At 71.3% G+C, this 25,799-nt stretch carries 24 protein-coding genes; 3 read left to right on the top strand and 21 right to left on the bottom strand.

What is annotated here, in order from left to right; translation table 11 throughout:
• Positions 1-28 precede the first annotated feature (28 nt).
• The 4 genes from CLT68_RS19105 to CLT68_RS19090 all read right to left on the bottom strand — a co-directional run bounded on the left by CLT68_RS19105 (position 29) and on the right by CLT68_RS19090 (position 3,276).
• Positions 29-643 carry a dihydrofolate reductase family protein gene (locus CLT68_RS19105; protein ID WP_099852543.1) on the bottom strand — a complete coding sequence of 205 codons (615 nt, stop codon included), beginning with the start codon at positions 641-643 and terminating at the stop codon, positions 29-31.
• A 161-nt stretch (positions 644-804) separates the two neighbouring features.
• Positions 805-2,205: a glycoside hydrolase family 62 protein gene (locus CLT68_RS19100; RefSeq protein ID WP_099852541.1), complete on the bottom strand. Its 1,401-nt coding sequence runs from the start codon at positions 2,203-2,205 to the stop codon at positions 805-807.
• Between the two features lie 180 nt (positions 2,206-2,385).
• Positions 2,386-2,829, bottom strand: a complete 444-nt coding sequence (locus tag CLT68_RS19095) for an OsmC family protein (RefSeq protein WP_099852539.1) — start codon at positions 2,827-2,829, stop codon at positions 2,386-2,388.
• A 48-nt stretch (positions 2,830-2,877) separates the two neighbouring features.
• Positions 2,878-3,276, bottom strand: a complete 399-nt coding sequence (locus CLT68_RS19090; protein WP_099857346.1) for a VOC family protein — start codon at positions 3,274-3,276, stop codon at positions 2,878-2,880.
• 142 nt (positions 3,277-3,418) lie between these two features.
• On the opposite strand from CLT68_RS19090, the gene CLT68_RS19085 reads away from it, so the two are divergent.
• Complete coding sequence (locus tag CLT68_RS19085; RefSeq protein ID WP_099852537.1) at positions 3,419-4,132, top strand: hypothetical protein; 714 nt, start codon at positions 3,419-3,421, stop codon at positions 4,130-4,132.
• A gap of 13 nt (positions 4,133-4,145) precedes the next feature.
• On the opposite strand, the gene CLT68_RS19080 is transcribed toward CLT68_RS19085, so the two are convergent.
• Both CLT68_RS19080 and CLT68_RS19075 read right to left on the bottom strand, forming a co-directional pair.
• Complete coding sequence (locus CLT68_RS19080) at positions 4,146-4,913, bottom strand: class I SAM-dependent methyltransferase (RefSeq protein ID WP_099852535.1); 768 nt, start codon at positions 4,911-4,913, stop codon at positions 4,146-4,148.
• A gap of 206 nt (positions 4,914-5,119) precedes the next feature.
• Positions 5,120-8,116, bottom strand: coding sequence for a glycoside hydrolase family 95 protein (locus tag CLT68_RS19075; protein WP_099852534.1), 2,997 nt, complete (start codon positions 8,114-8,116; stop codon positions 5,120-5,122).
• A 440-nt stretch (positions 8,117-8,556) separates the two neighbouring features.
• On the opposite strand from CLT68_RS19075, the gene CLT68_RS19070 reads away from it, so the two are divergent.
• Complete coding sequence (locus CLT68_RS19070) at positions 8,557-8,991, top strand: hypothetical protein (protein ID WP_099852532.1); 435 nt, start codon at positions 8,557-8,559, stop codon at positions 8,989-8,991.
• Between the two features lie 95 nt (positions 8,992-9,086).
• Positions 9,087-10,601, top strand: a complete 1,515-nt coding sequence (gene pdxR / locus CLT68_RS19065; RefSeq protein ID WP_099852530.1) for a MocR-like pyridoxine biosynthesis transcription factor PdxR — start codon at positions 9,087-9,089, stop codon at positions 10,599-10,601.
• Here the strand turns inward: pdxR and CLT68_RS19060 are convergent.
• From CLT68_RS19060 to CLT68_RS18990, 15 genes are all read right to left on the bottom strand, one after another.
• Positions 10,546-12,003, bottom strand: a complete 1,458-nt coding sequence (locus CLT68_RS19060; RefSeq protein ID WP_099852528.1) for a UbiD family decarboxylase — start codon at positions 12,001-12,003, stop codon at positions 10,546-10,548. The two genes, pdxR and CLT68_RS19060, sit on opposite strands and share 56 nt — an antisense overlap.
• Positions 12,000-12,368 (bottom strand): chorismate mutase, encoded by a 369-nt coding sequence (locus tag CLT68_RS19055; protein ID WP_099852526.1) that lies wholly within the window; start codon positions 12,366-12,368, stop codon positions 12,000-12,002. The genes CLT68_RS19060 and CLT68_RS19055 overlap by 4 nt, the downstream gene beginning before the upstream one ends.
• A complete protein-coding gene (locus CLT68_RS19050) occupies positions 12,365-12,712 on the bottom strand; it encodes a cupin domain-containing protein (RefSeq protein WP_088947742.1) in 348 nt (115 codons plus the stop codon). The genes CLT68_RS19055 and CLT68_RS19050 overlap by 4 nt, the downstream gene beginning before the upstream one ends.
• A complete protein-coding gene (locus CLT68_RS19045; RefSeq protein ID WP_099852523.1) occupies positions 12,702-13,400 on the bottom strand; it encodes a flavodoxin family protein in 699 nt (232 codons plus the stop codon). The genes CLT68_RS19050 and CLT68_RS19045 overlap by 11 nt, the downstream gene beginning before the upstream one ends.
• A gap of 58 nt (positions 13,401-13,458) precedes the next feature.
• Positions 13,459-14,763, bottom strand: a complete 1,305-nt coding sequence (locus tag CLT68_RS19040; protein ID WP_099852522.1) for a TrpB-like pyridoxal phosphate-dependent enzyme — start codon at positions 14,761-14,763, stop codon at positions 13,459-13,461.
• A 21-nt stretch (positions 14,764-14,784) separates the two neighbouring features.
• Positions 14,785-16,005, bottom strand: coding sequence for an MFS transporter (locus tag CLT68_RS19035; protein WP_099852520.1), 1,221 nt, complete (start codon positions 16,003-16,005; stop codon positions 14,785-14,787).
• Positions 15,996-17,231 carry an ATP-grasp domain-containing protein gene (locus CLT68_RS19030; protein ID WP_099852519.1) on the bottom strand — a complete coding sequence of 412 codons (1,236 nt, stop codon included), beginning with the start codon at positions 17,229-17,231 and terminating at the stop codon, positions 15,996-15,998. The genes CLT68_RS19035 and CLT68_RS19030 overlap by 10 nt, the downstream gene beginning before the upstream one ends.
• Complete coding sequence (locus CLT68_RS19025) at positions 17,228-18,007, bottom strand: phenylalanine--tRNA ligase beta subunit-related protein (protein ID WP_099852517.1); 780 nt, start codon at positions 18,005-18,007, stop codon at positions 17,228-17,230. Before CLT68_RS19025 ends, CLT68_RS19030 begins: the two co-directional genes overlap by 4 nt.
• The gene (locus CLT68_RS19020; RefSeq protein WP_099852516.1) at positions 18,004-19,293 is read right to left on the bottom strand and encodes an MFS transporter; all 1,290 of its coding nucleotides are present in this window, start codon (positions 19,291-19,293) and stop codon (positions 18,004-18,006) included. Before CLT68_RS19020 ends, CLT68_RS19025 begins: the two co-directional genes overlap by 4 nt.
• Complete coding sequence (locus tag CLT68_RS19015; RefSeq protein ID WP_486482238.1) at positions 19,293-20,582, bottom strand: amidohydrolase family protein; 1,290 nt, start codon at positions 20,580-20,582, stop codon at positions 19,293-19,295. Before CLT68_RS19015 ends, CLT68_RS19020 begins: the two co-directional genes overlap by 1 nt.
• 102 nt (positions 20,583-20,684) lie before the next feature.
• The gene (locus tag CLT68_RS19010; RefSeq protein ID WP_486482237.1) at positions 20,685-21,329 is read right to left on the bottom strand and encodes a prephenate dehydratase; all 645 of its coding nucleotides are present in this window, start codon (positions 21,327-21,329) and stop codon (positions 20,685-20,687) included.
• The gene (locus tag CLT68_RS19005) at positions 21,313-22,737 is read right to left on the bottom strand and encodes a phenylacetate--CoA ligase family protein (RefSeq protein ID WP_099852512.1); all 1,425 of its coding nucleotides are present in this window, start codon (positions 22,735-22,737) and stop codon (positions 21,313-21,315) included. Before CLT68_RS19005 ends, CLT68_RS19010 begins: the two co-directional genes overlap by 17 nt.
• A gap of 61 nt (positions 22,738-22,798) precedes the next feature.
• Positions 22,799-23,509 carry an SDR family oxidoreductase gene (locus tag CLT68_RS19000; protein WP_099852510.1) on the bottom strand — a complete coding sequence of 237 codons (711 nt, stop codon included), beginning with the start codon at positions 23,507-23,509 and terminating at the stop codon, positions 22,799-22,801.
• Positions 23,506-24,117: an anthranilate synthase component II gene (locus CLT68_RS18995; RefSeq protein ID WP_099852508.1), complete on the bottom strand. Its 612-nt coding sequence runs from the start codon at positions 24,115-24,117 to the stop codon at positions 23,506-23,508. Before CLT68_RS18995 ends, CLT68_RS19000 begins: the two co-directional genes overlap by 4 nt.
• Positions 24,114-25,580: an anthranilate synthase component I family protein gene (locus CLT68_RS18990; protein ID WP_486482236.1), complete on the bottom strand. Its 1,467-nt coding sequence runs from the start codon at positions 25,578-25,580 to the stop codon at positions 24,114-24,116. The genes CLT68_RS18995 and CLT68_RS18990 overlap by 4 nt, the downstream gene beginning before the upstream one ends.
• Positions 25,581-25,799: the final 219 nt, after the last annotated feature.

Raw genomic sequence — 25,799 nt, 5'->3', positions numbered from 1 at the left:
AATGGTGGGTCAGGGTGTGGGGCGCGTACTAGCTTCGGGCCGGCACCTGGTCCTTGACGTCGTCGTAGCCGGCCGCGTTCGGGGCCACGCCCGGCGCGTAGATGACGCGCAGCACTCCCGTCGGAAAGGCTTCGAACGCCACCAGACGCAGGTGGTACGCGGCATCGCCCTCGTCGAACAGCTTGCGGCCCTTGCGGGCCGCGACCGGATGCACCAGCAGACGCAGCTCGTCGACCAACCCCGCGGCGAGCAGTTGCTGCACCACCGAGATCGACCCGGGGATGAGGATGCCTCGGACACCCGCGTCGGCCTTGAGCGAGGCGACGGCATCGAGGAGATCGCCCTGGATCAGCTCCGAGTTGCGCCAGGGCAGGTCGAGCGACTGACGCGAGACGACGACCTTGCGGACGTCGCCGAGTTGTTTGGCGAACGAGGCGTCGTCGCCACCGGCGGCCTCACGGTCGGGCCACGCCCCGGCGAAACTGTCGTAGGTCTCGCGGCCGATGAGCAGCACGTCGGCGGTGTCGTAGTCCTCGCTGACGGCGCGACCCATGTTCTCGTCGAAGTACGGGAAGTGCCAGTCCGGGTCGATCTCGGCCACACCGTCGGCCGAGATGAACAACGTGGAGATGACCTTTGCCATCGCGGAGGTCCCTTCGAGTCAGGTGATGTCGGCTGGATCGACCGGCGCATCATCCCAAACTCGTCGGCCACAGACCCGTACCGATGACGGATGTCGTGGCGCGGGTCAGGCGGGCTCGGTGCGAACGCCGAGCCCGCCCGTCCGGTCCTGCTCGGCCCGCGTCAGCGCTGGAGGGTCAGCAGCCCTGGCCGGTAGGGCAGCAGGCCGTAGTCGCCGCCGGAGCTCGGGGATCGACCCTGATAGAGCAGTTGCAGGTTGCACGGGTCGACAGTCATCGTCTGGTCGGCGTTGGTGCGCAGCAGCTCGCCGTGGCTGATGTCGTTGGTCCAGGTGGCGCCGCTGTTGGCCTTGCCGGCGAAGGGGTTGCTCTCGCTGGCGGCCTGCGGCGTCCACGAGCCGCCGAGGCTGGTGGCCGTGAACGAGCGGAAGTAGCGGCCCTGCGAGCCGATCGCCTCGACGATCATGAGGTACTTGTTCAGACCCTGGAGCTTGTAGACCTGCGGGGCCTCGAACAGGTTGTTCGTGGTGTCGCTCATGATGGTCGTGTAGCTACTGCCGAAGCTGCCCGGGAAGTTCCCGATCGGCATGCTGGCCCGGTAGATCTTGCCGTTGTCCCCGGCGAAGAACAGGTACATGTTCGTACCGTCGCCGATGAGAGCCTGATCGATCGGACCGGTGCCGGAACCGGTGATGCTTCCGGTGAACAGCGTCTGCGCCGCGGACCAACCGTTCGGGTTGGTCGGGTCGGTCGAGGTCCGGTACGAGAACGCCGGCCCACCCCACTGGTAAGCCAACACCCAGATGTTCTTCGGCGCGAAGTAGAACAACGACGGGGCCACAGTCCCCGAGTTCATCGCGTTCTGACTGGCCGACGCCATCTGCGAGTAGTTCGTGAACAGGCCGAAGTTCATCGAACCCCACCTGGTCCCGAAGTCGTGCGTCGTCGCGTAGACCAACTGCTTGCCGTTGTACGGGGCGACGGTGAAGTCCTTGAGCGACACCCAACCTGACCTCGGGGTCGCCAGCACGCCCGTCGACGACCAGCGGTACGTCGAGGGAAGGTTGCACGTACCACCGGGCGGCGGGGTCGTGGGAGGTGGAGTCGTCGGCGGCGGGGTCGTCGGAGGTGGCGTGGTCGGCGTCGTGTCGCCGGTGCACGTCACGCCGTTCAGAGCGAAGCTCGTCGGCGCCGGGTTGCTGCCCGTCCACGAACCGTTGAAACCGAACGACACCGTACCGTTGGTCGCGACCGCTCCGTTGTAGCTGACATTCGTGGCCGTCACCGCCGAACCGCTCTGCGTCAACGACGTGTTCCAGGCCTGCGTCACCGTCTGCCCGGCGCTGTACGACCAGGTCAACGTCCAACTGGTCAGCGGGTCACCCAGGTTCGTGACCGACACGTTGGCGCCGAAGCCGCCCTGCCACTGCGACGACACGGCGTAGGTCACCGAACAGCCCGCAGTCGCGGCGCCGGCCGGTAACGCAGCCACGACCGTCGACGACACCAGTAAGGCGACGCCGGCCGACACCAGACCGACATTGGTGGCTCTGGATCTGGTCATATAGCACCCTCCTGACGGGATGGCGGCCCATGCATTGGTGGTGGTCGCTGCGATGGGGCTTGTGAGCGTTAACAGGCCGCGTCAGGTATGTTACGGGAGCGCTCCCACGGCATCAACTTCAAGTAGATGTACGTCAATTGATCGTCGGGGTGGCGGCACCGACCTGATCGCCAGAGCGGGTCAGTCTCCGCTGGACCCGCCGGTCTCGACGATCGAGACCGGAGAGCCAAGCTCGACGGTACGGGAGACCGTGCAGAGTCGATCGTGCGACTGTTGCAGCGAACGGGGCAGCGCCTCGCGTGCCCGGTCGCCGTCCGCGCCCTCCGGGAACGTCACGGAGAACTCGACTCGGATGTTCTGCATCCGGTTGCCTCCGGTCTCGTCCCGGATCTTGTCGCCGGTGACCTCGACGGAGAACTGGGTCGGCTCGGCACGGCGGCTGGTGATGTAGTCCACGTCGACCGCGGTGCAGCCGGCGATGGCGGCCAGCAGCAACTCCACCGGCGTGAAGCTGGTGTCCTCCCCCGTGCCCAACGACATCGACCCGCCGCGGACGTTGCGCGCGACGTAGTTTCCCACGCTGGTGCGCTCGATCTGCACCGAGCGGAAGCTGTCCTCACTCATGACAGGAAAACTACCCACGCCGTCCCGGGGGCGTACACCGGATCCGGATCAGGTGTCGGCTTCGAGGGCGAAGGTGTTGCCGTCCGGATCCTGGAACCAGGCGATGCGGCCACCACCGGCCCGAGGCGTGATCCCCTTGGCGTCGTGTTCCAGCTGCTCGTAGCGGATGAACTCGACACCGGAGGCGACGAGTTCGTCGACGGTCTGGTCGAGATCGTCGACGTACCAGGTCGCCAGCGTCGCCGGGGTCTTCCCGGCGGTGGCCGACTGGTAGACGTTGAGTGCCGGCCCGCCGCCAGAACCATAGACGCGGCTGCCGCCGGCGACACGGGCGCTGGGGCCGGACCGCAGCACCGGCAGGCCGAGTGTGCCTTCGTAGAACCCGACGGCCCGCTCGATGTCCGAGACGGCGATCGAAGCTCTGAGGTGGTACCTGCTCAGCGGCATGAACCACTGTGGCACGCCGCGGCGTCGCCGGTCGTCGCCGACACGACCCGCGGGCTCGGTCAGCCACCCCGTCCGCACCCGGTGAAGTCCCGACGCACTAGCATTGCCGCCGTCCACGACGGCTCTGCTGAAACGAGGCGACATGCGTTGGCTCCGGCGGTTGCTGGGCGGTAGGCGGGTCCAGCTCGACCCTGGACGACAGCAGGCGCTGCTCCGCGACGTCCAGTCCCGGTACGGCACCCACGCACAGGTCCGGTTCCCCGAGCAGGTCGAGGCGCTGACCGCGGCGCTCAACAGCGACGACGGCCTGGTGGTGGCGGCCCGGATCGTGAGCCAGGTCGCCGACGAGGCCCACGCGGACCTCCAGGCCCAGGCCCAGGAGATCCACCGGCGGACGGGCCGGCGACTGCTGGTGCACCGCCGCAACTACCGGCCGCTGTGGGTGGAGGCCGGCCACGCCCTGCGCTGGCCACTGTTCGCGCTGCCGTGCGGCTTCCACCCGTACGCCCAGGTGGCCGCCGCTGTCGCGGTGGTCGGCAGCCAGGCGCCCCGGTTGGACCGGGTGACCGACCCGAACCCGCTGCTGACGCGCGTGTTCGAGGTGCTCGACCTCACCACCGCGGCCTGGGAGTATGGCCGGGTGCGGGTGGACACCGACGCGGCAGCCCTGGCCGATCGACTGATCCTGAGCGCCGGGCAGGTCATCGCGGCGATGGACGACCCGCCCCGGCTGCCGCCCGCGGTCCGTGAGCTGATGCGGCGCAACAACACCGTCAGCGTGCACGACCCGGCCGGGCCCCGCGCTGTCGGTGGCATCAATCTGGGCGCGAGGATGCGAGAGAGCTTCCTGGTCTGAACGCCCACTGGCGTTACTGCTCGGTGCGCCGACGCGCGAGATGCACGACGATGTCGGCGGAAAGCTCGACCGTCTCGGGCAGGATCCGCATGATCTGGCCGAAGACCTGCTCCTGCTCCGAGGTCGGCAGCTCGAGATACGCCGAGATCGTCGACAGGTGCCCGACGTAGTCGCGCGCACTCATCGTCAGGCAACGCTCGATCACGATCTGCTGGACGTCGGCGAACCAATCGGAGCGTTGGAGCTCGGTGCCCGGCCACTGCATGGCATGCCCCGGGGGCGTGCCATCGGGAGATGGGACCTCGTCGCTCTCCAGGAAGGGCGCCCGGGCGGCGCGGACCGCGTCCGCCACGGCCGGATCAGCCAGCTGGGTTGGCCCGCCGAACGAGGCGAACACGCCGCCGGGCTCCAGCAACGCGGCCATGGTCGACCATCGGCCCTCCGGTTTCGTCCAGTGCAGTGCCGCCGCCGCGTAGACCAGGTCGTACCGCTCGCCGGGCCGCAGGTCCTCGAAGGCGGCCTGCATGGTCCGGACGCCTGCTGGCACGTGCTTGCGCAGCTCGGCGAGCATGGCGCCGTCCGGCTCGGTCGCGGTGACCGTCACCTCCCGTCCGGTGAACAGACGGGTCGCCTTGCCCGTTCCGGCGCCAATCTCCAGGGCCGTTCGAATCGGCCGACCCGCGTACGTCAGCACCAGGTCGAGAAGCTCGGCAGGGTAACCGGGCCGGTACCGCTCGTATTGTTCTGCCACCATCCCGAAGCTCAGTGCGCGAGCAGACATGCCGACAATCCTGTCACGACTCGCGTCGGCGATGCTCGATCTTCCCCCCGCAAACCGGTCGTATTCCACCACTTCCGGGGTCGGGGGCAGGGGTGGGCGGGGTGCGTCGGCGCCCCACGGGCCGGGCCCGTCCCGGTTGGGACGGGCCCGCTCCCCCGATGCGGGATCCGGAGCCGTCAGAGCCCTCGATGCGGGATCCGGTGCCCTCAGCCGCCGATCGCGATGGCGAAGATGTGCATGGTCGGTACGTTGGCCGCGGGCCGCGCGCTGATGTTGGGCAACACGACCGAGGCCACCGCCTTGCTCTGCAGCGCGACACCCACGTAGTAGATGCAGGCGGCGGTGTTCTGCCGCTGGTTGTTGGGCCGATTCTGGTAGGCGGACACGATGGCGGCGGTCCCCCCGGAGTGCGGCCCGCCGTACCAGTCGGGCGTGCTCAGCGTGAACGTCTGGCGGGTGCCGTCGGCGTAAACCACAGTGCCGGTGCCCGACACCGCGCCGTAGGTGCCGGTCAGCAGGAAGCCGAGCGTGCTGCCGGTGCCGGTCACGCCAATGGACTGGCCCGAGGCGATGGCGTTGTCGGCGACCCCGGAGCCGACGTTGGGCCAGCGGAAGCTGACCCCGTTGCGGCTCACCGTGCCACCCGGGCTGGCGCCGGCCTGCGCCAGGGCCTGCGCGGAGAGCGAGGCCCCGCCACCGTCGAAGTTCCCGACGTTGGTGTTGCTGTCACTGGTGATGCCGACGTTGCTGAAGCTCTGCTCCAGCGTGGGCGTGGCCACGCCGGAGCTGGTGACCCGGTAGGTGCGCCCCGCCTGCACCGTGATCTCGATCAGGTCGGACTCGATCCGGGTGACCCGCGCCGCCGTACCGTCGCCGGTGTCGACAACGGTGACGGTGCCGGTGAGGATCCGGGCGCGCAGGCGGACGGTGCCGGCGCGGTCCGGTCGGACGAGGATCTCGGTGGCCTGACCGTTGCTCCACGTGATGCCGACCGTGTGCCCGCCCCGACCCCGCAGGCCGGAGACCCGCCCGCTCGGCCAGGCCGGTGGCAGCGCGGGCAGGATGTGCAGTTCCCCGACGTGGCTCTGCAGCAGCATCTCGGCGATGCCGGCGGTGGCACCGAAGTTGCCGTCGATCTGGAAAGGCGGGTGCAGGTCGAACATGTTGGGGGCGAGCCGGGCGGTGGTGGCGAGGTAGCGGATCAGGTCGTGGGCCCGCTTGCCCTCCTCCATCCGCGCCCAGAAGTTGATTTTCCAGGCCAGCGACCAGCCCGTTCCGTCGTCGCCGCGCAGCGCCAGGGTCCGACGGGCCGCCTCGAACAGCTGTGGGGTGCCCCGCTTGGTGATCTGGTTGCTGGGTGCCAGCCCGTACAGGTGTGAGATGTGTCGGTGGTTGGGCTCGGTCTCCACCCAGTCGTAGAGCCACTCCATGATGTTGCCGCGCGAGCCGATCTTCATGGGTGGGAGCCGGTCCCGGGTGGCCCGAACCTGGGCCCGGAACGTGCTGTCCACGTTGAGGATCTCGCTGGCCCTCGCGCAGCCGTCGAAGAGGTCCCGCAGGATCTGGTTGTCCATGGTCGGGCCGGCGCACACGCTGGCGTTCGCGTGGTGGCTGAGCTCCGGTGAGTTCGACGGGTTGGTCACCAGGTAGCCGAGGGTCGGCTCGGTCACCAGGGTGTTGAGGAAGAACTGCGCCGCGCCCTTCATGGCCGGATAGTTCGCCCGCAAGAACTCGATGTCACCGTTGAACAGGTAGTGGTCCCAGATCATCGTGGCCAACCACGCGCCGCCGGTCTGCCACATGCCCCAGAACGCGCCGTCCACCACCGCGGTGGCCCGCCACGCGTCGGTGTTGTGATGGGTGACCCAGCCGCCGGCGCCGTACTGCACCTGGGCGGTCCGCGCCCCGGCCACGGACAGATCGTTGATCATGGCAAACACCGGGTTGTGACACTCGGCGAGGTTGGTCGTGTTGGCCGGCCAGTAGTTCATCGGCAGGTTGGCGTTGATCGTGTACTTCGAGTCCCACGACGGGGCCAGCGAGTCGTTCCAGATGCCCTGGAGGTTGGCCGGCTGGGTGCCGGGCCGCGACGACGAGATCAGCAGGTACCGGCCGTACTGGAACAGCAGCGCCGAGAACTGTGGGTCGTTGACGCTGTTGTGCTGGGCGATCCGGACATCCGTCGTCTGGTCGGCGGCGGACGTGCGGCCCAGATCCAGGCTGACCCGGTTGAACAGCGCCTGGTAGTCGGCCACGTGCCGGCTGCGCAGCTGGTCGTAGCTGCTCCCCCGCGCGGCGCCGAGGCGCTGCCGTGCGATGCCCCCGTAGTCGCCGCCGACGTTGCGGTAGTTGACGTAGCTGGAGCCGATGGAGAGCAGCAAGACCACGCTGGTGGCGTTCGTGACCCGCAGGGTGCCACCGGAGCTGGACACCGAACCGCCGGTGACGGTGGCGTTGGCCAGGGCTAGGAAGCGGACCGCGCCGGTGATGCCCTCCATGTTGCCGGAGACACCGTCGAGGCCGATCGTGCTGCCGTCCGGACTGGACACCGTCGTGCGCTGCGGGCTGTCGAAGGTGGCGGTGAAGCTGATCGAGCCGCTGCGGTCGGCGGTCAGTCGCATCGCGATGACCTGGTCGGGCGCGCTGGCGAAGACCTCGCGCTGGTATCGGACGCCGTTGAGCACGTACGTCGTGGTGACGGTGGCGGCGGTGAGATCGAGTGTCCGGTCGTACTGGGACGCCCCGCTGGCGGATCCGAAGGCGAGCCGGAGGTTGCCGACGGTCTGGTAGGCCAACTGGCCGCCGGGGTTGCCCATCATGGTCTGGTTGATCAGATCCTGGGCCTGGGTCCACTGGTTCGCGTTGACCAGCCGCCGGATCTCCGCCAGCGCCCCGGCGCCCCTGGGGTTGCTGGGGTCGTGCGGTCCACCGGCCCAGACGGTGTCCTCGTTGAGCTGGAGTCGTTCCGTGTCGACGTTGCCGAAGACCATGGCGCCGAGCCGCCCGTTGCCGATCGGCAGCGCCCGTAGCCAGTCGGTGCCGGCACCCTCGTCGTACCAGAGTGCGAGGTCCCCGGCGGCCAGCACCTGCGGAGGCGCGGCCGAGTCTGCTCGGGCCGCGGCGGTCCAGGGCAACGGCAGCAGAGCGCCACCCGCGCCGGCCGCGCCGACTTTGAGGGCCTGCCGTCGGGTCAGGTCGGACATCGATCCTCCAAAACGCCTTAGACAGTCAGACATCCGATGTGTTTCGAGAAGGTTACTCCGAGGCGACGGAATAGGCAACGGTCGATCGGTTGGTGGAATCGGCAGCGTCTGCGCCCATCGGCAGGACTCCGAGCAGCGCGTCGAGAACGGTCCGCCAGTGGATGGCGGGCGCGGACCAGCCCTGGAAAGGCCACTTCAAACGCACATACATCAGATGTACGCCGAGTGTCGGCGCGGTGGTGTTCGTGCGTCGCGCGGGGCTCTGCCGTCGCCGCAGCGGCCGAGAAACTGGACCGGGTGCCGGGCACGCGGGTACGCCTGCTCGGCAGCCGACAGGGCCGAGAAACAAAACCGACACTCGGACCGGCTTGTCGGCCGCAACCATGACCGACCGCAGGGCGTCTAGCGGGAGACCCATCCCTGCTGGACTGGAGGACCTGATGACACCGACAGCGCTGCGTGCCCTGGTGCCGATCACCGTACTGGCGGGCCTGGCGGCCTGCACCACCACCTCGCCCGCTCCGCTGGCCAGCGAAGACACCACACCGCCCGGCTCCTCCGCCGCGTCGCCCGGCAGCGCGTCGCCCGCGACACCCACCTCCCGGGCTGCCTGTCCGGTGAGCGCGGCCACCCTGCACCAGGCGTCAGGGCTGGGCGACACCCACCGGATCGACCCGGATCACATCAACTGCGCACGTCGGTGGGCGACCGCCGGGGTGATCGCTGTCGACCCGAGAATGCAGGGCGACGGTGTGCTGGTGTTCGAGTACACGGCCGGTGGGTGGAAGAAGCTGGGCGAGGGCAGCGCGCTCGAATGCAGCCCGTTCGGCATCCCGAACGAGCTCGGCGACCAGCTCGGCTGTCGTGACCAGTGAGCGCACGGGCTGCCCGGCGCGCCGCGGGAACCGGAGGTGGACGCGGGTGGCGCGACTAGACTCGGCACCGGCGTCGATCGGGGGAGCGTGCGCAGGTGAGTTCGTCCCAGCTTCTCGTCGCACTGGACCGCGCCAGTTCGGTGCCGTTGCAGCAGCAGCTCTGCGACCAGATCAGCGGGTCCGTCCGGACGGGTCGGCTGCGCCCCGGCGACCCGGTGCCGCCGAGCCGTGAGCTGGCGCACCAGCTCAGGGTCTCCCGGACCGTGGTGACCCGGGCGTACGAACTGCTGCGGGCCAACGGGGTGCTCACCTCGCGGCGCGGATCCGGCACGCGGGTCAGTGACGCGCTGACCGACACGCCGCCACCCGCCCAACGCGCCGCCACCCGCGCGCACCTGTGGCCGGAGCCCCCGCTGCCCACCGACGCGGGCAGCCCACTGTGGAAGCCCTGGGAGCCAGCGCCGATGCACCGGCCGGACGGGACGTACGACTTCCGGCACGGCACGCCGGCGCTGGCCAGCTTCCCGGTGACCCGGTGGCGACAGTCGCTCACCGAGGCGGTCAGTCGGGCCGACGCGGTAGCGCTGGGCTACGGCCCGGCCGAGGGCTCCCCGACGCTGCGTGCCCAGATCAGTGCGCTGCTGCGGCGCAGCCGGGCACTCGACGCCCCGCGCGAGCACACGGTCGTGACCAGCGGGGCCACCCAGGCCATGGACATCCTGGTCCGGTTGCTCGTCGGGCCCGACGACGTGGTGATCATCGAGGACCCGAGCCACACGGTGCTGCGGCAGATCTTCGGCTACTCACGGGCCGCGGTGGTGCCGGTCGGTGTCGACGAGGAGGGCCTACGGGTCGACGAGATCGACTCCCAGGTCCGCGCGCACGGCCTCGACCCGGCCCGGGTACGCCTGATCTACGTCACCCCGTCGCACCAGTTCCCGACCGGGTTCATCATGTCCGAGCGGCGGCGACGAGCGCTGCTGCGCTGGGCCCGCGAACACGCTGCCACGGTGCTGGAGGACGACTACCACAACGAGTTCACCTTCGCGGAGGAGCGGCTCCCGTCGCTGGCCGCCGACCCGCAGGACGCGGACGTCGTCTACGTCGGCAGCTTCAGCAAGACCCTCTTCCCCTCGCTGCGCATCGGCTACGCGGTGCTGCCGCCGCACCTCGTCCGACCCTTCCTCGGCGTCAAGTGGATCACCGACCGGTTGACCCCGACGCTGACCCAGGAGGCACTGGCCGAGTTCATCTCCTCCGGCGCGTACGCCCGGCACATCGGCCGGATGGACCGCCTCTACCGGCAGCGACGCGCCCGGCTGCTGGAGGCGCTCTACGAACACTTCGGCGCGGGGGTGCGGATCTCCGGCACGGCCGCCGGACTGCACGTGCTGGTGACCCTGGGCGGCGCGCCCGACGCCGACGAGGCGGCGATCGTGCGCGCCGCCGCCGCGCGGGGCGTCCGGATCTACCCGGCCTCGGGCTACTTCGTCACCCGGTCGCCGGCCGAGCCGACCTTCCTGATCGGGTACGCGGCGCTGCCCACCGCCCGGATCACCGAAGGTGTGGCGCTGCTGGCCGCCGCGGTGCGGGAAGTGACGGCTGGGTGAACCGGGGCCGCTGGAACCGGGCACGCTGGGCGTACGGCACTGTGCAGTCGAAGACCGCCTTCGCCGTCCGACCGTCTGCCGAGAGCGACGGGGAGTAGCCGGTGTGCTGGCTCGGGTCGAGGGGGAAACCCTCCCGGTCCGGCAGCACGTGCAGGTCCTGGTCGGCCTGGAAGCGGGTGACCATCGCCCACCACAGGTCCTGATCGGACTCGATGTCGACGTCGTCGCCCACGCACAGCACCAGCTTGGCCATTCGGAACTGCTCCAGCACGGCCTCGGCGGCGACGCGTACCGCCACGTCGTCCTCCGGGCCGCGCTTCGCCGGCCACTGGAGCACCACCATGAGCTGACCGCCACCTGCGGTGTGACAGTGCGCGGCCAGCGCCGGCGTGCCCCGACGGCGCAACAGGTCCAGCACCGCGGCCTCCATCCCGAAGCCGAGCAGCACCGACTGCTCGTGCCCGGGGCCGGACACCGCCTGCAGGATCGGGCTCTCCCGGGCGGTGATCCCGGTGACCCGGATCAACGGCAACGAGGGGTGCGCCCGACCCTGGTAGCCGAGGAACTCCGGTGTGGCGACAGTGCCGTGCCGGTTCTCCGGTGCCCGGTCGGCCAGCAACTCCCCCTCGATGACGTATTCGGCGTGCGCGATGAAGTCGGTGTCCACAGTGCGGCAGGGCAGCAGCTCCACCGGCTGCCCGGCGAGAGCACCGGCCACCGCCAGCTCGTCGAGGTCCGGTGGCACCAGTGAGGTCGGGCAGCAGGAGGAGAGCAGCACCGCCGGGCACAGGCCGAGGTGGATGGCCACCGGCAACGGGCTCCCCCGGCGCAGCGCGGCCTGGTGCGCGAGCTCCAGGTCCCGTCCGGGCACCATCCAGATGGTCAGCGTGTCCGGACCCTGCACGCACATCCGGTGCACGGACAGGTTGCGGACCCCGGTGTCCGGGTCGGTGGCGAGCACCGCGCCGAGGGTCAGGTAGGGCCCGGCGTCCTCGTCGGTGAGCACCGGCACCGGCAGCGCGGTCAGGTCCACCGGCAGCGTCTCGCGAGGCCAGCGGGCCGGGTCGGGTGCGGGCACCGGCGGGCGGGGCGCGGCGACCGCGTCGAGCAGCCGGTGCGGCAACTCGGCCGGTGTGCAGCCGAGCAGGCCGGCGGCGCGCCGACGGGTGCCGTACAGCCCCATCAGCACCGCCCGGGTCGGGCCGTGGTCGGGGCGTACCCGGTCGAAGAGCACTGCCGGGCCGGCGCCGGTGGGCGGGGCGGCGGGCGCGCCGGCCCAGCGCGCGTAGTGGGCGGAGACGCCGTACCGGGCCGGCAGCTCCGTGGCGACCCGGACCAGCTCGCCGGGGAGCGGGTCGAGGGTGGCCAGGGCGTGCCGCAGGTCGACGGGCGGGCGGCTCATCGCTCGTCCACCAGCGGCGCCGCGGCGCGACGGGCGGCCAGCATGTCGAGCTGCATCCGGGTCAGCTCGTCGATGAGGGTGCGGTAGGTGCCGACCGCCACCTCGGGCGGCATGCCGTGTCGGCTGGCCAGGTCGTGCACCCGGTCGAGCACCTGCCGCACCCGGTCGGGTGACCGGACGGTCGCCTCGTCCGTCTTGTGCGCGGTCAGCTCCTGCACCACCCGGGTGCGCTCGGCCAGCAGGGCGATGATCCGCTGGTCGAGCCCGTCGATGGCACCGCGCAGCTCGGCGATCCGGGCCGGGCCGGCGGCGGCACCGGCCGGCGGGGAGCCGGCCGGCGCGGTGATCCGGTGCTGGTCGCTCACGGTTGGGGAACCTGGTCGACCACGAAGACGACTGTGGGCTCGGCGTCGCTGCCCTGGGACCGGTGCTCCTCGTCGTCGGGGATGACGAAGCCCATCCCGGGGCGGCACGGCACCGACCGGTCCCGGAAGTGGATGGTGAACTCGCCCTGCAGGACGTAACCGGTGTGCCCCCGCAGGCACCAGTGCTGCTCGTCGAAGCCGGGCGGCAGCTCCAGCAGGCGCAGACGCTGCCCACCGACGTACGAGATCTTGACACGCCCCTCGGCCCCCGGCTTGTCCCACCTCTCCCACTCGGTGGCCGGGAAGTCGATGCCGACCGGCGCGGCAACCTGCTCAGTGGACATTCTCGATATCTCCTCTGGTCTGGACGGATTCGTTGCGGCGGGGCCGCGGAACGCGCTCGTTGCGGTCCCGGCGCGGAAGCACGGGGTCGCCGTCGACCCGCTGGTGTCGCTTGAGCAGCTGCACCATGTCGAGCATCCGGTGCACCATTCGCTCCAACGCGTCGATGCCCTCGGGGTCGGTCAGGCCGGGCGTGCCGGTGGTGTTGCGCAGCAGGACGGGGAACCCGCTGCCCACCAGGATCATCCGGTTGAGCAGCAGGTTGTTGACGATCTGGTTGTGTACGGAGGAGTCGCTGTAGCGCCGTCCGGTGACGATGATGCCGCCCACCTTGTCCGCCAGCGGACGGGTGAACCGCAGGTAGCCGACGCCCGCACGCTCGATGAAGACCTGCATGAGGTGGGCCAGGCCGAAGCCGTGCACCGGGGCTGCGTAGATCAGCCCGTCGGCGTTGGTCATCTGCTCCACCAGGGCGGGGACGTCGTCGTCCAGCTGGCAGGGCACTGTACGGCTGTTGCAGTCGCCGCACGGGCTGCACGGCGAGATCCGGTGCTCACGTAGCTGGATGGTGCGCAGGATCGCACCGCGCTCGGCGATCAGCCGACCCGCGTACGCGATGGCGTGGTCGGTGTTGCCGCCGACCCGTTCCGATCCGTTGATGGCGAGGATGGTCCCTGCTTCGCTGTGCACATTAACCCCCGGTGCGAGGCAGGGGGTGAGCGCCGCACGGCGCCCACCCCCTGCGAGGTCAGTCCGTCAGCTTTCCGGCGAAGTAGTCGATGTAGGCCTGCATGTCGAAGTGGCCGTGCCCGGACAGGGAGAAGACGATCGCCTTCGACTCTCCCGTCTCCCGGCAGTGGATCGCCTCGTCCACCGCCACCCGGACCGCGTGGGTGGACTCCGGCGCCGGCACGATCCCCTCGCTGCGGGCGAACAGCACGCCCGCCTCGAAGCACGCGGTCTGCGGCACCGCCCGCGCCTCGATCAGGTCGATCTCCCGTAGCGCGCTCACGATCGGCGCCATGCCGTGGTAGCGCAGCCCGCCGGCGTGGATCGCCGGCGGGTGGAAGTCGTGGCCCAAGGTGTGCATCTTGGTCAGCGGGGTGAGCCCTGCGGTGTCGCCGAAGTCGTAGTCGTAACTGCCCTGGGTCAGAGACGGGCAGGAGGCCGGCTCTGCCGCGATGAACCGCACCGTCGGGCCGCCGCTCCACTGCCGGCGCAGGATCGGCAGGGCCAACCCGGCGAAGTTGGAGCCACCGCCGGCCGCGCCGATCACGATGTCCGGGTAGTCGTCGGCCATCGCCAACTGGAGCAGCGCCTCCTGGCCGATGATCGTCTGGTGCATCAGCACCAGGTTGAGCACCGAACCGAGGGCGTACTTGGCGGCGCCGCCGCTGTGCATCGCCGCCTCCACCGCCTCGGAGATGGCCAGGCCGAGGCTGCCACTGGAATCCGGGTCGGCGGCGAGGGCCGCACGGCCCGCCCCGGTACGGTCGCTCGGGCTCGCGGTGACCGACGCGCCGAACGTCTCCATCAGGCCCCGCCGGTACGGCTTCTGGTCGTAGCTGACCCGCACCATGAAGACCTCGCAGTCGAGGCCGAAGTATGCGCAGGCCATCGACAGCGAGCTGCCCCACTGGCCGGCGCCGGTCTCCGTGGTCAGCCGCTGCACGCCGTCCTGCTTGCTGTAGTACGCCTGCGGGACCGCGGTGTTCGGTTTGTGGCTGCCGGCGGGGCTGACCCCCTCGTACTTGAAGTAGATCCGGGCCGGCGTGCCGAGGGCCTGCTCCAGGCGACGGGCCCGCACGAGCGGGCTGGGCCGCCACTGCCGGTAGATGTCGAGCACCGGCCCGGGGATGTCCACTTCCCGCTCGGTGGAGAACTCCTGCTCGATCATGCCGCTGGCGAAGAGCGGTTCGAGGTCCGCCGGCGTGATCGGCTCCCGGGTGCCGGGGTGGAGCATCGGGGGCAGACCCTTGGGTAGATCGGGGACCACGTTGTACCAGGTCGTCGGGATGTCACTGTCGGGCAGCACGAACTTCGTCGCGGTCATGGCCTCTTCCAGGGGTGGGTGTCAGGAACTGGCGGTGGCCGGCTCGGCGGGCGTCGGCACGGGCCGGGCAGCCGGTCGGATCCGCAGCACTGCGAACGCGACCACGCCGACCACCGGGGTCAGCAGGAGCAGGAGGAGGACGGGGCGGTGCCCACCGGCCTGCCAGACGAAGCCGAGGCCCATCGGCACGACCAGCCGGGCGGAGCTGAGCACGAAACCGTTCAGCGCCATGAAGCTGCCGACCCGGTGCTCCTGGACGTGGTCGGCGATGTAGGTCGGAATCACCACCGAGGCGATGATCTCCCCGAGGGTCCAGACCACTGTCGACAGCAGCACGGCGGGCAGCGAGAACGCGAAGACCAGGATGGCCATCCCGGTCGACCAGAGCAGGCCCGCCGTGATCAGCAGGGCCCGGGTCGAGTACGCCTTCATCCGCTTCTCGATCAGCAGACTGGCACTGACCACGACCACGCTGTTGATGGTGTAGACGGCACCGACCAGCGCCACCGACGAGTGCAGCACTGTGGTGACCGCCAGGGGCAGCGTGTATTCCAGGCCGATCAGCGGCGCGACGAAACAGATCGAGGCCACCACCAGCACCGCCACGTCGATGTCCCGCAGCAGGCCGGCCCGACGGGTGGTGCCGGCCGGCGAGGCCGTCGGCACCCGCCGGGTGTCCGCCGGTAAGAAGAGCCAGATGGTGGCCGCCGCGAGCAGGCCGAGCAGGATGTTCCCGGCGAACATCAGCTGGTAGGAGTAGGCCGCCGCGAACCCGCCGAGCAGCGGGCCGACGCCCATGCCGAGATTGTTGGCCAGGTAGCTGACCGTGTACGCGAAGGGGCGCTGTTCGGGTTGGGTCAGGTCGGCGATCAGCGTGTTCGCCGCCGGGGCGAACATCCCCATCCCGACCAGCGCGACGAAGAGCAGTGCCGCGTACGTCCAGGTCGGACCGTCGAGCACTGCGAGGCCCAGGTAGCCGACCGCGTTGAGCAGCAGGCTCGTCACCAGCGCGGCACGTCGACCGGCCCGGGCGCAGACCGGGCCGCTGAGCAGGCTGCCGGCGAGCAGGCCGGTGCTGCCCACGGAGATCAGCACACCCGCCTCGCCGGTGCTGAGGTGCCGGCTCTGCACCAGGTAGACCGCGAGCAGCGGGAAGACGAACATCCCGGCCCGGTTGATGAACGAGGCGTAGACCAGCATCCGCAGGGGGCGCGGCAGGGCCCGGAACCGGCTCAGCCACATGACGGATCACCGGCCGGCTCGGTGAGCACCTCGAAGGCGTCCCGGATGACCTTGAACCGGGCGCGTACGTCGTCGAAGTCGCGGCCCTCGCAGACGTACCAGCCGAGCACGTCGTTGGAGGCGGTCGGCACGGCGAGCACGTCCCCGACGGTCTTCCACACGTCCGCGTCGAGCACCGAGTCGAGCGCCCGCAGCTCCTCGGCGGTGGTGATCGCGGTGATCCGGCCGTACCGGTCGGAGCAGAGGTATTCGGTGCCGATCTCCGGGCCGAGGGTGGTCGCCGGCACGTGCCCCGGGTCCAGCTCCAGCCGGCACCACTCCCCCGCCAGGTTGATGCCCCGCCCGGCCTGGATGGCGGGGACGATCGAGCCACCGCCGGCCCGGGCGGCCGCCTCGCCGAACACCAGCTCGCCGTCGTCGCGCAGGAAGAACTCCACGTGCGCCACACCGGTACGCATCCCGAAGCCGCGCAGCACCGTGGCGCTGGCGGTCAGGATGCGCCGCTCCGCCGGGGTCAGGTCGTGCTTGCGGGAGACAGTGCCGCCGGGCTCGTCGCGGAACTCCAGCACCGAGTACGTGTAGCGGGACAGCTGCTCGAAGACCACCTCGCCGTCGCGCAGCAGCGAGTCGACGTGGTATTCGGCGCCCCGGACGTACTCCTCCACCCGGTAGTCGTGCCGGTCGTCGGCGACCAGCGGCCAGACCCGGGCCAGGTCCTCGGTGGAGTCCACCCGGTGGGTGTCCCCGCAGGCCCAGCCCGCGTACGGCTTGATGACCACCGGCCAGCCCACCTCGGCGGCGAACTCGGCGACCGCGCCCACCGTCTCGGGGCGGCACGAGCGGGCCACCGGCACGCCCAGCTCGACGGCCCGGCGGTGCATCACGTTCTTGTCCCGGAAGGCCAGCGCCTGCTCCGGGTCGAGCCCTCCGATGCCGTGGTCACGGCGGCAGCGCGCGGCGGTGAGCACGTCGCCTTCGAAGAGCGGGAAGATGCGTTCCACCGGGTGCGCGGCGAGGATCGTCGTGACCGCTGAGCGGACAGCCTCGGAGTCGTCGAGGTCGGCGTGATAGCAGGGCAGACCAGCGGCTTCGGCGGCCGGCTGCCCGGTCGGCAGCAGCGCGACGGTCGCCACGCCCAGCTCGGTGGCGGCGGCGACCACGCTGCGGAACTGGGCCGCGTACCGGCCTGCCGCCGGTCGGTAGATCACCAGGATCGCGCGGTTCACGATCGGCTCCCACTGTCGCTGGCGACCGGGCCCGCGGTGCGCAGGACGGCGCTGGTCGTCGCGCCGTCGAGCACCGCCTCCTGCCACGTGCCGTCGGACAGCTCGTCGAGGGCGGCGGCGAGCCGGGCCAGCGCGGCCGTCACCTCGGCCCGGCCTCCGGGGTGGGCCGACTCGACGGTGAGCAGCAGCCGGTGCCGGCCCAGATCGGTGCGGACCAGGTGGCCCTGCCGCCAGTTCCAGCGGCGCGAGTGAGCGCGCCCGTCGGCGTCGGCGTAGACGACCTCGCCCGGCTCGGGGTGCTCCGGCGCCTCGGGCGTGCCGAGCGGGAGGTAGGTCTCGGTGCCGTCGGCCGGCCGGACGACGAGGTCGGCGAGGCCGTCGACAGCGCACGAGGCCACCGGCAGCGCCGCACCGAGCGACACCGCGTTGCAGAGGTCGACCAGGGCGTTGATCCGGGGCAGCCGGTCACCCTTGGCGACCCGCCGGGCGATCGACTCGGCGGCGCACGGGAACCGGTTGGGGTTCACCCCCACCGCCCGGTACGCCTCCCGCCACGCGGCGATGCCCGGCAGCTCCGCCACCCCCGCCTTGTCCAGGCCTGCCGCGTGCAGCACGTCCTCGGCGGCGGTCAGCAGTGCCGACACGGCGGGAGGCGCCGGGGCGACCTCGATCGCCGGTATGGCGATCACGCCGAGCACGTAGTCCGGCACTGCGGTCAGCACCCGGTCGTCGATGCGCACGGTGAGGGTGTCCACACCGTCGCTGAGCTGGGTCATCGTGATCCTCGCGTGGTTCGGGTCCGATTGTCGGTCCGACCGTACGCAGCGCGACGACCACCGGGTGTGGCCAATCCAGGGTGATCCGGTGAGGCCAATCCGGCGGTCGGAGGCTGCTCGTCGCGACGGCCGGCACGGGCCCGGGCACCGAGCAGCGTGGTGCCCAGCGCCAGCACGCAGAGTGCCGCGCCGACCGGCCCGAGCAGGTCGAGGGCGTCCGTGCCGCCGTGTCGCAGCAGCCGGTTGCCGAGGAAGCCGCCGAGGGCGATGCCCACGAACGTGGCCGACGAGTTGAGGGAGAGCAGCAGCGGCCCGGAGCTGGGCGCGACAGTGAAGAGCCGGTGTTGCTGGGCCGGTTGGGTGGCCATCGCCGTGATGCCCCACGCCGCCATGGCCAGCGCGGCCGGCAGCAGCGCCTGCCGGGTCAGTGGCAGCGTGACCAGGACCAGGGCGAGCCCGGTGACCGAGACGAGCAGCACCGGCACGCCACCCCACCGGTCGGTGGCCCGTCCGCCGAGCACGGTGCCGGCGACCGCCGGCACACCGAAGACCAGCAGCAGCACCGCGAGCAGGGTTCCGTCGCCGTCGGTGGCCGGCGCGAGCAGCGCCCCGACGTACGTCAGCGCGAGGTAGCCGCCGGTCATGAAGAGCGCGGTGGTGAGCACCGCCAACCCGACCCGACGGTCGCGTGCCGGGGCGAGCCGGGCGGCCAGCGACGGGCCGGGTGGCAGGGTCAGCGCCGGCAGGCCGACGGTCACCGCGACCGCGCAGGCGGCACCGATGGCGGCGAGCAGCCAGAAGGTGGCGCGCCACTGAAGGTCGGCGGCGAGCCAGGCGCCGAACGGCACCCCGGCCACGGTGGCGGCGGAGAGGCCGCCAAGCACGACGGCCATGGCCCGGCCGCGCCGCTCGGGCGGGGCCAGCGCGGCCGCCGACGCGGTGGCGGCGGGGATGTAGAGCGCGGCGCTGACCGCCGTGAGGACCCGGGCCAGCAGCAGCAGCGGCAGGTCGGGCGCCAGCGCGGAGGCGACGTTGCCCACTGTGAACCCGACCAGCGAGACCACCAGCACGGTACGCCGCTCCAGGCGACCGGTCAGGGCGCCGAGCACCGGAGCGGCGACCGCGTACGCCAGGGCGAAGACGGTGCTCACCCAGCCGGCGGAGGCGACGCTGACCCGCAGCGTACGGGCCACCTCGGGGAGCACACCGGCGACGACGAAGGTGTCGGTGCCGATGGCGAAGGCGCCCACGGCGAGCAGCGGGACGACCGGCACGCTTCGGCGCATCACGCCACTCCCGCCGGCTGCCCGGCGCGGTAACGGGTGGCGTCCCCGGCGACCACCCGGCCGCCCAGCAGCACCAGCTCGATCGCCTCCGGCCGGCCCAGCACCGTGATGTCCTCGGCCGGGTCCCCGTCGGTGACCACCAGGTCGGCCAGCCGCCCCGGCTGCACCGTGCCCGCATCGTCGCCGCGACCCGCGAGCCGTGCGCCGTTGGCGGTGGCCCAGGTCAGCACCACCGGTGCGGGAATGCCGGCCATGGTCACGTACGTCTCCAGCTCCTCGGCGTAGCGGCCGTGCGGGGTCCACGCGAAGCCGAAGTCGTCGCCGGCCACGATCGGGATGCCCATCTGCACCATCAGCGGCAGGATGCGCAGGGTGTTCTCCACCTCGGCCTGGAATTCGAGGGTCTCCAGGTATTCCGGGGTCTTGCCGTACCGGGTGCCGGTGGTGAGCAGCCGGTACGGCTGATGCAGGCTCGGCACCACGAAGATGCCCCGCTCGGCGATCGCCTCCAGGGCCGCGTCGTCGGCGTACGTGGCGTGGTCGATCACGTCGACCCCGGCGGCGATGGCGTTGCGGATGCCGGCCAGCCCCCGCGAGTGCGCCCGGATCCGGACTCCCCGCCGGTGCGCCGCCCGGGCCGCGATCACCAGCTCCTCGGCGGTGAAGAGCAGCTCGTGCGATCGACCGTTGGGGAAGGTGTCGTCGCCGGTGGAGAAGACCTTGATGATCTCCGCGCCCTGGGCGACCTCCTTGTCGACGTACTCGATCAGCTCTTCCGGGGTGTCGGCCAGCCGCATCAGGTCGCTCGGGATGCGTTGCTTGACCCCCGGGTTGCGGCGCTCCGGCGGGCCGGACACCATCAGGTCCCGGCTGCACGGGGTGATCCGTGGGCCGGGCAGCCGGCCGGCGTCGATCGCCCGGCGCAGGGCCATGTCGATGCCGGCCACCGAGCCGGCACCGACGAAGGCGGTGTAGCCCAGCCGGAGCATGTCGGCGGCGTTGGCGGCGGCGCCGAGGGTGACCTCCGGGATCGTGTACTTGAAGAGCATCTCCCGACCGTCGAGCACGTTCAGGTACGCGATGTGGGTGTGGCCCAGCGTCATGCCCGGCATGACCGTCCGGCCGTCGAGGTCGAGGACGTCCACGTCCGGGTCATGCAACGGGGCCTGTGCCTCGGGCAGCACCGCGACGATCCGCTCGCCGTCGAGCAGCACGCTGTGGTGCGGTCGGGACGCCACCCCCAGTCCTTCCTGGACCGTGGCGCGGTGCAGCAACGTACGTCGGGACACGACGATCACTCCGGTTCTCTCGGTGTCGGGGCAGGAGAGCCGACAGTGGCTCTCGGGCCTGTGTCAAAGTCCGCAGGCCGGCCAGGGGCTTTGACACAGGCCCTAGCAGTGGCCGAACAGGGTCCACACGATCTCGGCGCCCGGGCGGCGGGCCACCCACCGCAACGCGTGGCGGTGGACCCCGGGCGCGTTGGTCACCGCCAGGTCGGCGCCGCCGGCGGCGAGGATCTCCGCGGCGTGCTGGGTGGAGTCGGCGTCGACCCACCGCATCGGGCGGTCCCGCAGGGCGGGTGGCGCGAGGTCGGTGAAGAGCCGCCGGACCTCCCAGAGGGCGGCCACCGCGAGCTGACCGTCGGCCGGCTCGCGGTCCGGGTCGGCCGCGATGCCGTACTCCGGGGTGGCCTGCGCGAAGTACGCGTCCAGCCGCAGGTCGCGGTGCCAGTGGAAGCGGGTGAGCCCCTGGTACGCGCTCGGCACGAGGGCCTGGTCGACCCGGCGGTCCACAAGCGCCGCGAGCACCGCGTCGAAGGTGTCGGACAGCTCGACGCGCAGCCCGTGCCGCTCGGCGAGGAAGGCCGCCGTCAGGTGGCTGGACGTTCCGGGCGGGCCCAGGGTGGCCAGCGTCGTGCCGGGCCGGCTCGCCCATCGGTCCACCACTGCGCGCCAGCGCCGCCCGTACGCCTCGGCGAGCGGGCCGGGCAGCGCCGGCACCCACTCGTCCGCGGCCGTCTCAGGTGGTGTAGCCACGGTTGCCCGCCATCCGCTGCGCCACCCGGGTCTCGTGGTCGACCTCCACACGCCGGTCGACGATCCGGGCGGCCTTCCAACTCACGAAGGCGCCGGTGCTCGTGATCGGGTCGAGCCCGTCGGTCAGCTCCACCTCGACCGGTACACCGAGCGCGGCGGCGACCCGCTGCCGGACCCCGTCGGCGGTCCCGCCGGGGTCGTCGACGAGGTCCTTGAGCAGTTCCAGGCGGACCGTCAGCCGGTCGCCGCCGCCGCTCGGGTCGTGGTCGATCACCACCTGGTATCCGCCCGAGCCGACGACCCCGGTCAGGACGGCCATCTCGATCTGCCCGGCGGTGAAACGTCGACCGCCCAGCTCGATCCGGTCCAGGGTGCGGCCCACGATCTGCACCAGGTCGCCGGCCATCTCGCAGTCGCAGTCCGACGACTCGATGATCACCGCGTCGCCCGTGCGGTAACGGACCAGCGGCTTCACCCCGTCGATCAGCATGGTGACGGTGAGTTCCCCGCTGCCGCGCGAGCCGTGCGACACACCGGTCTCCGGGTCCACCACCTCGATGAGGTAGTTGGTCTGGGAGAGGTGCATCCGCTTGTTGCGGCAGGCGGTGGCGATGACGAACGCCTCCTGCGAGCCGTACAGGATGTTGTAGACGTCCGCGCCCCAGACGGACTCCAGGTTGCGGGCCAGCGCCGGGGTGCACATCTCGCCGGTGACGAAGAGCAGCTTGACGGCGAAGTCCTCGCGCAGCCGGTAGCCGTAGTGTTCGGCCGCCTTGGCGAGCATCATGGCCACGCCCGGCGTGCAGCAGATGACCTCCAGCTCAAGGTCCTTCATGAGCTGCAACGCCTTGGCGAACCCGATCACCGGCGAGTATGGCCAGATCTTCGCGTTCAGCGAGCCGACGTTGCGCGCGACGTCACCGAGGGTGTCGCCGAAGGAGTGCACCTCGGTCGGCCCCATCAGCCCGATCCGTGGCGCGCGGTCGCCGAAGTGGTGCCGGAAGATCGACGCCCAGGACTCGGTGACGTGGGCGTTGCTGGCCACCACCTCCCGGCCGTCGCGGGGACACGGGGTCGCCCGGCCGGTCGTGCCTGTCGTCTCGTAGAAGAAGACGCCCTCGGACAGCGGCCGGCTGAGCACGTCGAGCATCTCCTGGCGCAGGTGCGTCTTCGTGGTGAAGGGCAGCCGGTCGAGGGTCGCCGGGGTGATCGTGGCGAGGTCGACGTCGGCCAGGTGACGGGCGTAGAACGGCGAGCCGGTGGACACCTGGTCGAGCACCGTGCGCAGCTGTCGTGCCCGCCATGCCTCCAGGTCGGCGGTGTCGAGGGTGCGGTCGTAGAAGGCCTGGTGCAGGGCCAGGTAGTCGGCGGCGAAGTCCGCCGCCGGGCCGGTGGTCGGAAGCCACATGGTCGGATCCTCTCCAGGGGTGAGCCGGCTGCGGTGCTGTCGCGGCCGGCCGTGGCGCAGGTCAGTGCAGGCCACCGTTGACGTCCAGAACCGAGGCGGTGACGTAGCTGCTCTCCGGGCCGGCCAGCCAGGCGACGGCCGCGGCGATCTCGGCTGGCGAGCCGAACCGGCCGACCGGGATCCGGGCCCGGTAGTCGTCCCGGCGCTCGGCCGGGATCCGGGCGGCCATCGGGGTGTCGACCAGGCCGGGAGCGACCGCGTTGACCCGGATGCGGTGCTCGGCGAGCGCCCGGCCGAGGCTGCGGGTCAACGCGATGCACGCACCCTTCGACGCCCCGTACGCCGCGTCCGGGCTGCCGGACTGCCCGCTGATCGAGGCCACGTTGACCACAGTGCCGGGCCGGCCGGCGTCGACCAGGCCACGGGCGAACGCCTGGGTGCAGAAGAACGCGGCGCCCAGGTTGACGTCGAGCACCTGCGCGTACGTCTTCGGGTCGTAGTCGAGGAAGTCCCGGGCGTGGTAGACGCCGGCGTTGTTCACCAGCACCGTGGGCTGGCCGTACCGCTCGTGGATCCGTGCGAAGAGCTGCTCCACCTGCTCCGGCACTGCCACGTCGGCGACCAGCGATGCGTACGCCGCCGGGTCACCGGCCGGCTCGACGTCGACGCCGAGCACCCGGTGCCCGGCCCCGGTCAGAGCGACGGTCACGGCCCGGCCGATGCCACCCGCCGCGCCGGTGACCACGGCGAGCGGGGAGGACTGGTCGGTCATGGCGACCCCACCGCCCCGGCGCCGGCTGCCGGCAGTGCCGCCGACGCGCGGCCCAGGAAGTTGTCGAACAGGCGCAGCCCGTCCTCGGTGAGCACGCTCTCCGGGTGGAACTGCACCCCCTCCACCGGCAGGGTCAGGTGTCGTACCCCCATCACGTAGCCGTCGTCGGACGAGCGCGCGGTGATCTCCAGGGCCGGCGGGGCCGGGTCCGCGACGATCAGCGAGTGGTAGCGGGTGACGGTGAGCGGGGCGGGCGCGCCGGCGAAGACACCTCGGCCGTCGTGGGCGACCACGCTCGTCTTGCCGTGCATCAGGTGCCGGGCGACCGTGACCGTTCCCCCGTACGCGAGGCCGATCGCCTGATGGCCGAGGCAGACGCCGAGCAGCGGCACCTGGCCGGCGAAGGCGTGCACCAGCTCCACGTGCCCGGACTCGGCGGGGTGCCCCGGCCCGGGGCCGAGCACCACCGCGTCCGGCCGCAGGGCGGCGAGCTGCTCGGTGGACCGCGACCGGGAACGGACCACCACGGTCCGCGCGCCGAGGGTCCGCAGGTACTGGTCGATGATGTGGGTGAAACTGTCGTACGCGTCGACGAGCAGGACCTTCACGGCAGCAGCTCCGTACCGGTCAGGGCCCAGAAGGTGGCGCTCATCTTGGCCAGCGTCTCCCGCCACTCGGCCCCGGGTGTGGAGTCGGCCACGACCCCGGCGGAGGCCTGGGTGCGGTAGCGGCGACCGTCGTGCACGGCGGTGCGGATGCAGAGCGCCAGCACCGCGTACCCGCGTACGTCGACGAGGCCGATCGAGCCGGCGTAGACGCCCCGGGGTTCGTCCTCCAACCCGTCGATGATCTCCATGGAGCGCAGCTTCGGCGCGCCGGTCATGGTGCCGGCCGGGAAGGCGGCGCAGATCGCCGCCCAGACGTCGGCGTCGTCGGCGAGCTGCCCGGAGACGGTGGACACCAGGTGGTGCACGTACGCGAACGGCTCGACGTCGAACATCGCGTCCACGCTGAGCGTCCCCGGCACGCAGACCCGACCGATGTCGTTGCGGCAGAGGTCGACCAGCATGACGTGCTCGGCCCGCTCCTTCTCGCTTGCCGTCAGCTCGGCCACCAGCCGGCGGTCGGTCTCCGGGTCGGCGCTGCGGGCGGCGGTGCCCGCGATCGGGCGCATGGACAGCCGGCCCTCATCGACGCGGAGGAACAGCTCGGGGCTCGCCCCGATGACGGTCCCGCCGGCCCAGGGCGTCAGGTACATGTACGGCGACGGGTTGCGGTGCCGCAGCCGCCGGTAGACCTCCAGCGGGGTGAGAGCCGTCTCCACGTCGATCCGGTGGCCGATCTGGATCTGGTAGCTGTCCCCCACCTCGATGTGCCGCAGGCACTGCTTGACCCGGGCGGCGAACGTCTGCTCGTCGACGGTGTCCCGGACCAGGGTGGGCGGTGGGGCGACCGGCACCGCCGCGTGATCGTCGGGAAGCCCGGCGAGCAGTTCCGACAGCCGGGGAGCGCCGCTGTCGGGTGGCAGGTGCGGGCCGCTGGCGGTGAGCTGCCGCACGGTGCCGGCGCGCAGGTCCCACCAGACGGTGTGCCGGAACAGCACGAGGGTGCAGCGTGGGATGTCGTCGACCACCCGGTCGACGGAGAGCTCGTCCATGTCCCGCGCGGCCTCGTACGCCAGGGTGGTGAGGAAGCCGAAGGCGAAGCTGTCGGCGGGGGCGGTGGTCCGCACCGCGAAGGCCCGCTGCACGGCCCGGACCGCCGCCCAGACCTCGGGTGGCCCGGAAACCGACCAGACCCGCTCCGGCGCGCGGTGCCGGGCCGGCTCGCCCAGGACCGCCGTGAGCACGGCGGACAGGGCGTCGCCGAGTGGACCGTCGCAGATCACCTCAAGCCGGTCGGCGATGAACCGCAACTCGGCGAGAGTGTCCCAGCCGACTGCCGCCGCATAGCGGTCCTGAGCCGGGCCGTCTAGGCTTTCGAAGAGATACAGATCGTCGTGCGGACGACATTCGGAGAGTGCCGTGTAGAGCGACAATGGATTGATTGCCGACAGTGTGACGGATGTCACCTCTATTGGAATTGAGTTGGCCAGTGGCGTAGGCCGCATCGCCACAGAATGCGACCGAATGGGCCACGTGGCGGTCTTGGTTGACAATGAGGACACTGCGAAACCCCCTCTGAGCAGCCCGATTTCAGCGCCACCGTTGGCGCTGACCCCGCCGCGTGACACGGCAGATCGGACTTTCCCCCCGCACAAAAGGACTCGCACGACCGGCCCCGCGCCGGC

The sequence above is a fragment of the Micromonospora sp. CNZ299 genome (assembly GCF_002754415.1).
The sequence above is the reverse complement of the archived record's forward strand: the minus strand, read 5'-3'. Positions and strand labels throughout refer to the sequence as shown.

Bases quoted from the DNA above. Each gene is read 5' to 3' on its own strand.
- CLT68_RS19040 (WP_099852522.1), bottom strand. From the start codon at position 14,763: ATGACCGCGACGAAGTTCGTGCTGCCCGACAGTGACATCCCGACGACC.
- CLT68_RS19070 (WP_099852532.1), top strand. From the start codon at position 8,557: ATGACACCGACAGCGCTGCGTGCCCTGGTGCCGATCACCGTACTGGCG.
- CLT68_RS19020 (WP_099852516.1), bottom strand. From the start codon at position 19,293: ATGCGCCGAAGCGTGCCGGTCGTCCCGCTGCTCGCCGTGGGCGCCTTC.
- CLT68_RS19100 (WP_099852541.1), bottom strand. From the start codon at position 2,205: ATGACCAGATCCAGAGCCACCAATGTCGGTCTGGTGTCGGCCGGCGTC.
- CLT68_RS19005 (WP_099852512.1), bottom strand. From the start codon at position 22,737: ATGTGGCTTCCGACCACCGGCCCGGCGGCGGACTTCGCCGCCGACTAC.
- CLT68_RS19025 (WP_099852517.1), bottom strand. From the start codon at position 18,007: ATGACCCAGCTCAGCGACGGTGTGGACACCCTCACCGTGCGCATCGAC.
- CLT68_RS19105 (WP_099852543.1), bottom strand. From the start codon at position 643: ATGGCAAAGGTCATCTCCACGTTGTTCATCTCGGCCGACGGTGTGGCC.
- CLT68_RS19080 (WP_099852535.1), bottom strand. From the start codon at position 4,913: ATGTCTGCTCGCGCACTGAGCTTCGGGATGGTGGCAGAACAATACGAG.
- CLT68_RS19095 (WP_099852539.1), bottom strand. From the start codon at position 2,829: ATGAGTGAGGACAGCTTCCGCTCGGTGCAGATCGAGCGCACCAGCGTG.
- CLT68_RS19075 (WP_099852534.1), bottom strand. From the start codon at position 8,116: ATGTCCGACCTGACCCGACGGCAGGCCCTCAAAGTCGGCGCGGCCGGC.
- CLT68_RS19000 (WP_099852510.1), bottom strand. From the start codon at position 23,509: ATGACCGACCAGTCCTCCCCGCTCGCCGTGGTCACCGGCGCGGCGGGT.
- CLT68_RS19085 (WP_099852537.1), top strand. From the start codon at position 3,419: ATGCGTTGGCTCCGGCGGTTGCTGGGCGGTAGGCGGGTCCAGCTCGAC.
- CLT68_RS19035 (WP_099852520.1), bottom strand. From the start codon at position 16,005: ATGTGGCTGAGCCGGTTCCGGGCCCTGCCGCGCCCCCTGCGGATGCTG.
- CLT68_RS19090 (WP_099857346.1), bottom strand. From the start codon at position 3,276: ATGCCGCTGAGCAGGTACCACCTCAGAGCTTCGATCGCCGTCTCGGAC.
- CLT68_RS19050 (WP_088947742.1), bottom strand. From the start codon at position 12,712: ATGTCCACTGAGCAGGTTGCCGCGCCGGTCGGCATCGACTTCCCGGCC.
- CLT68_RS19060 (WP_099852528.1), bottom strand. From the start codon at position 12,003: ATGAGCCGCCCGCCCGTCGACCTGCGGCACGCCCTGGCCACCCTCGAC.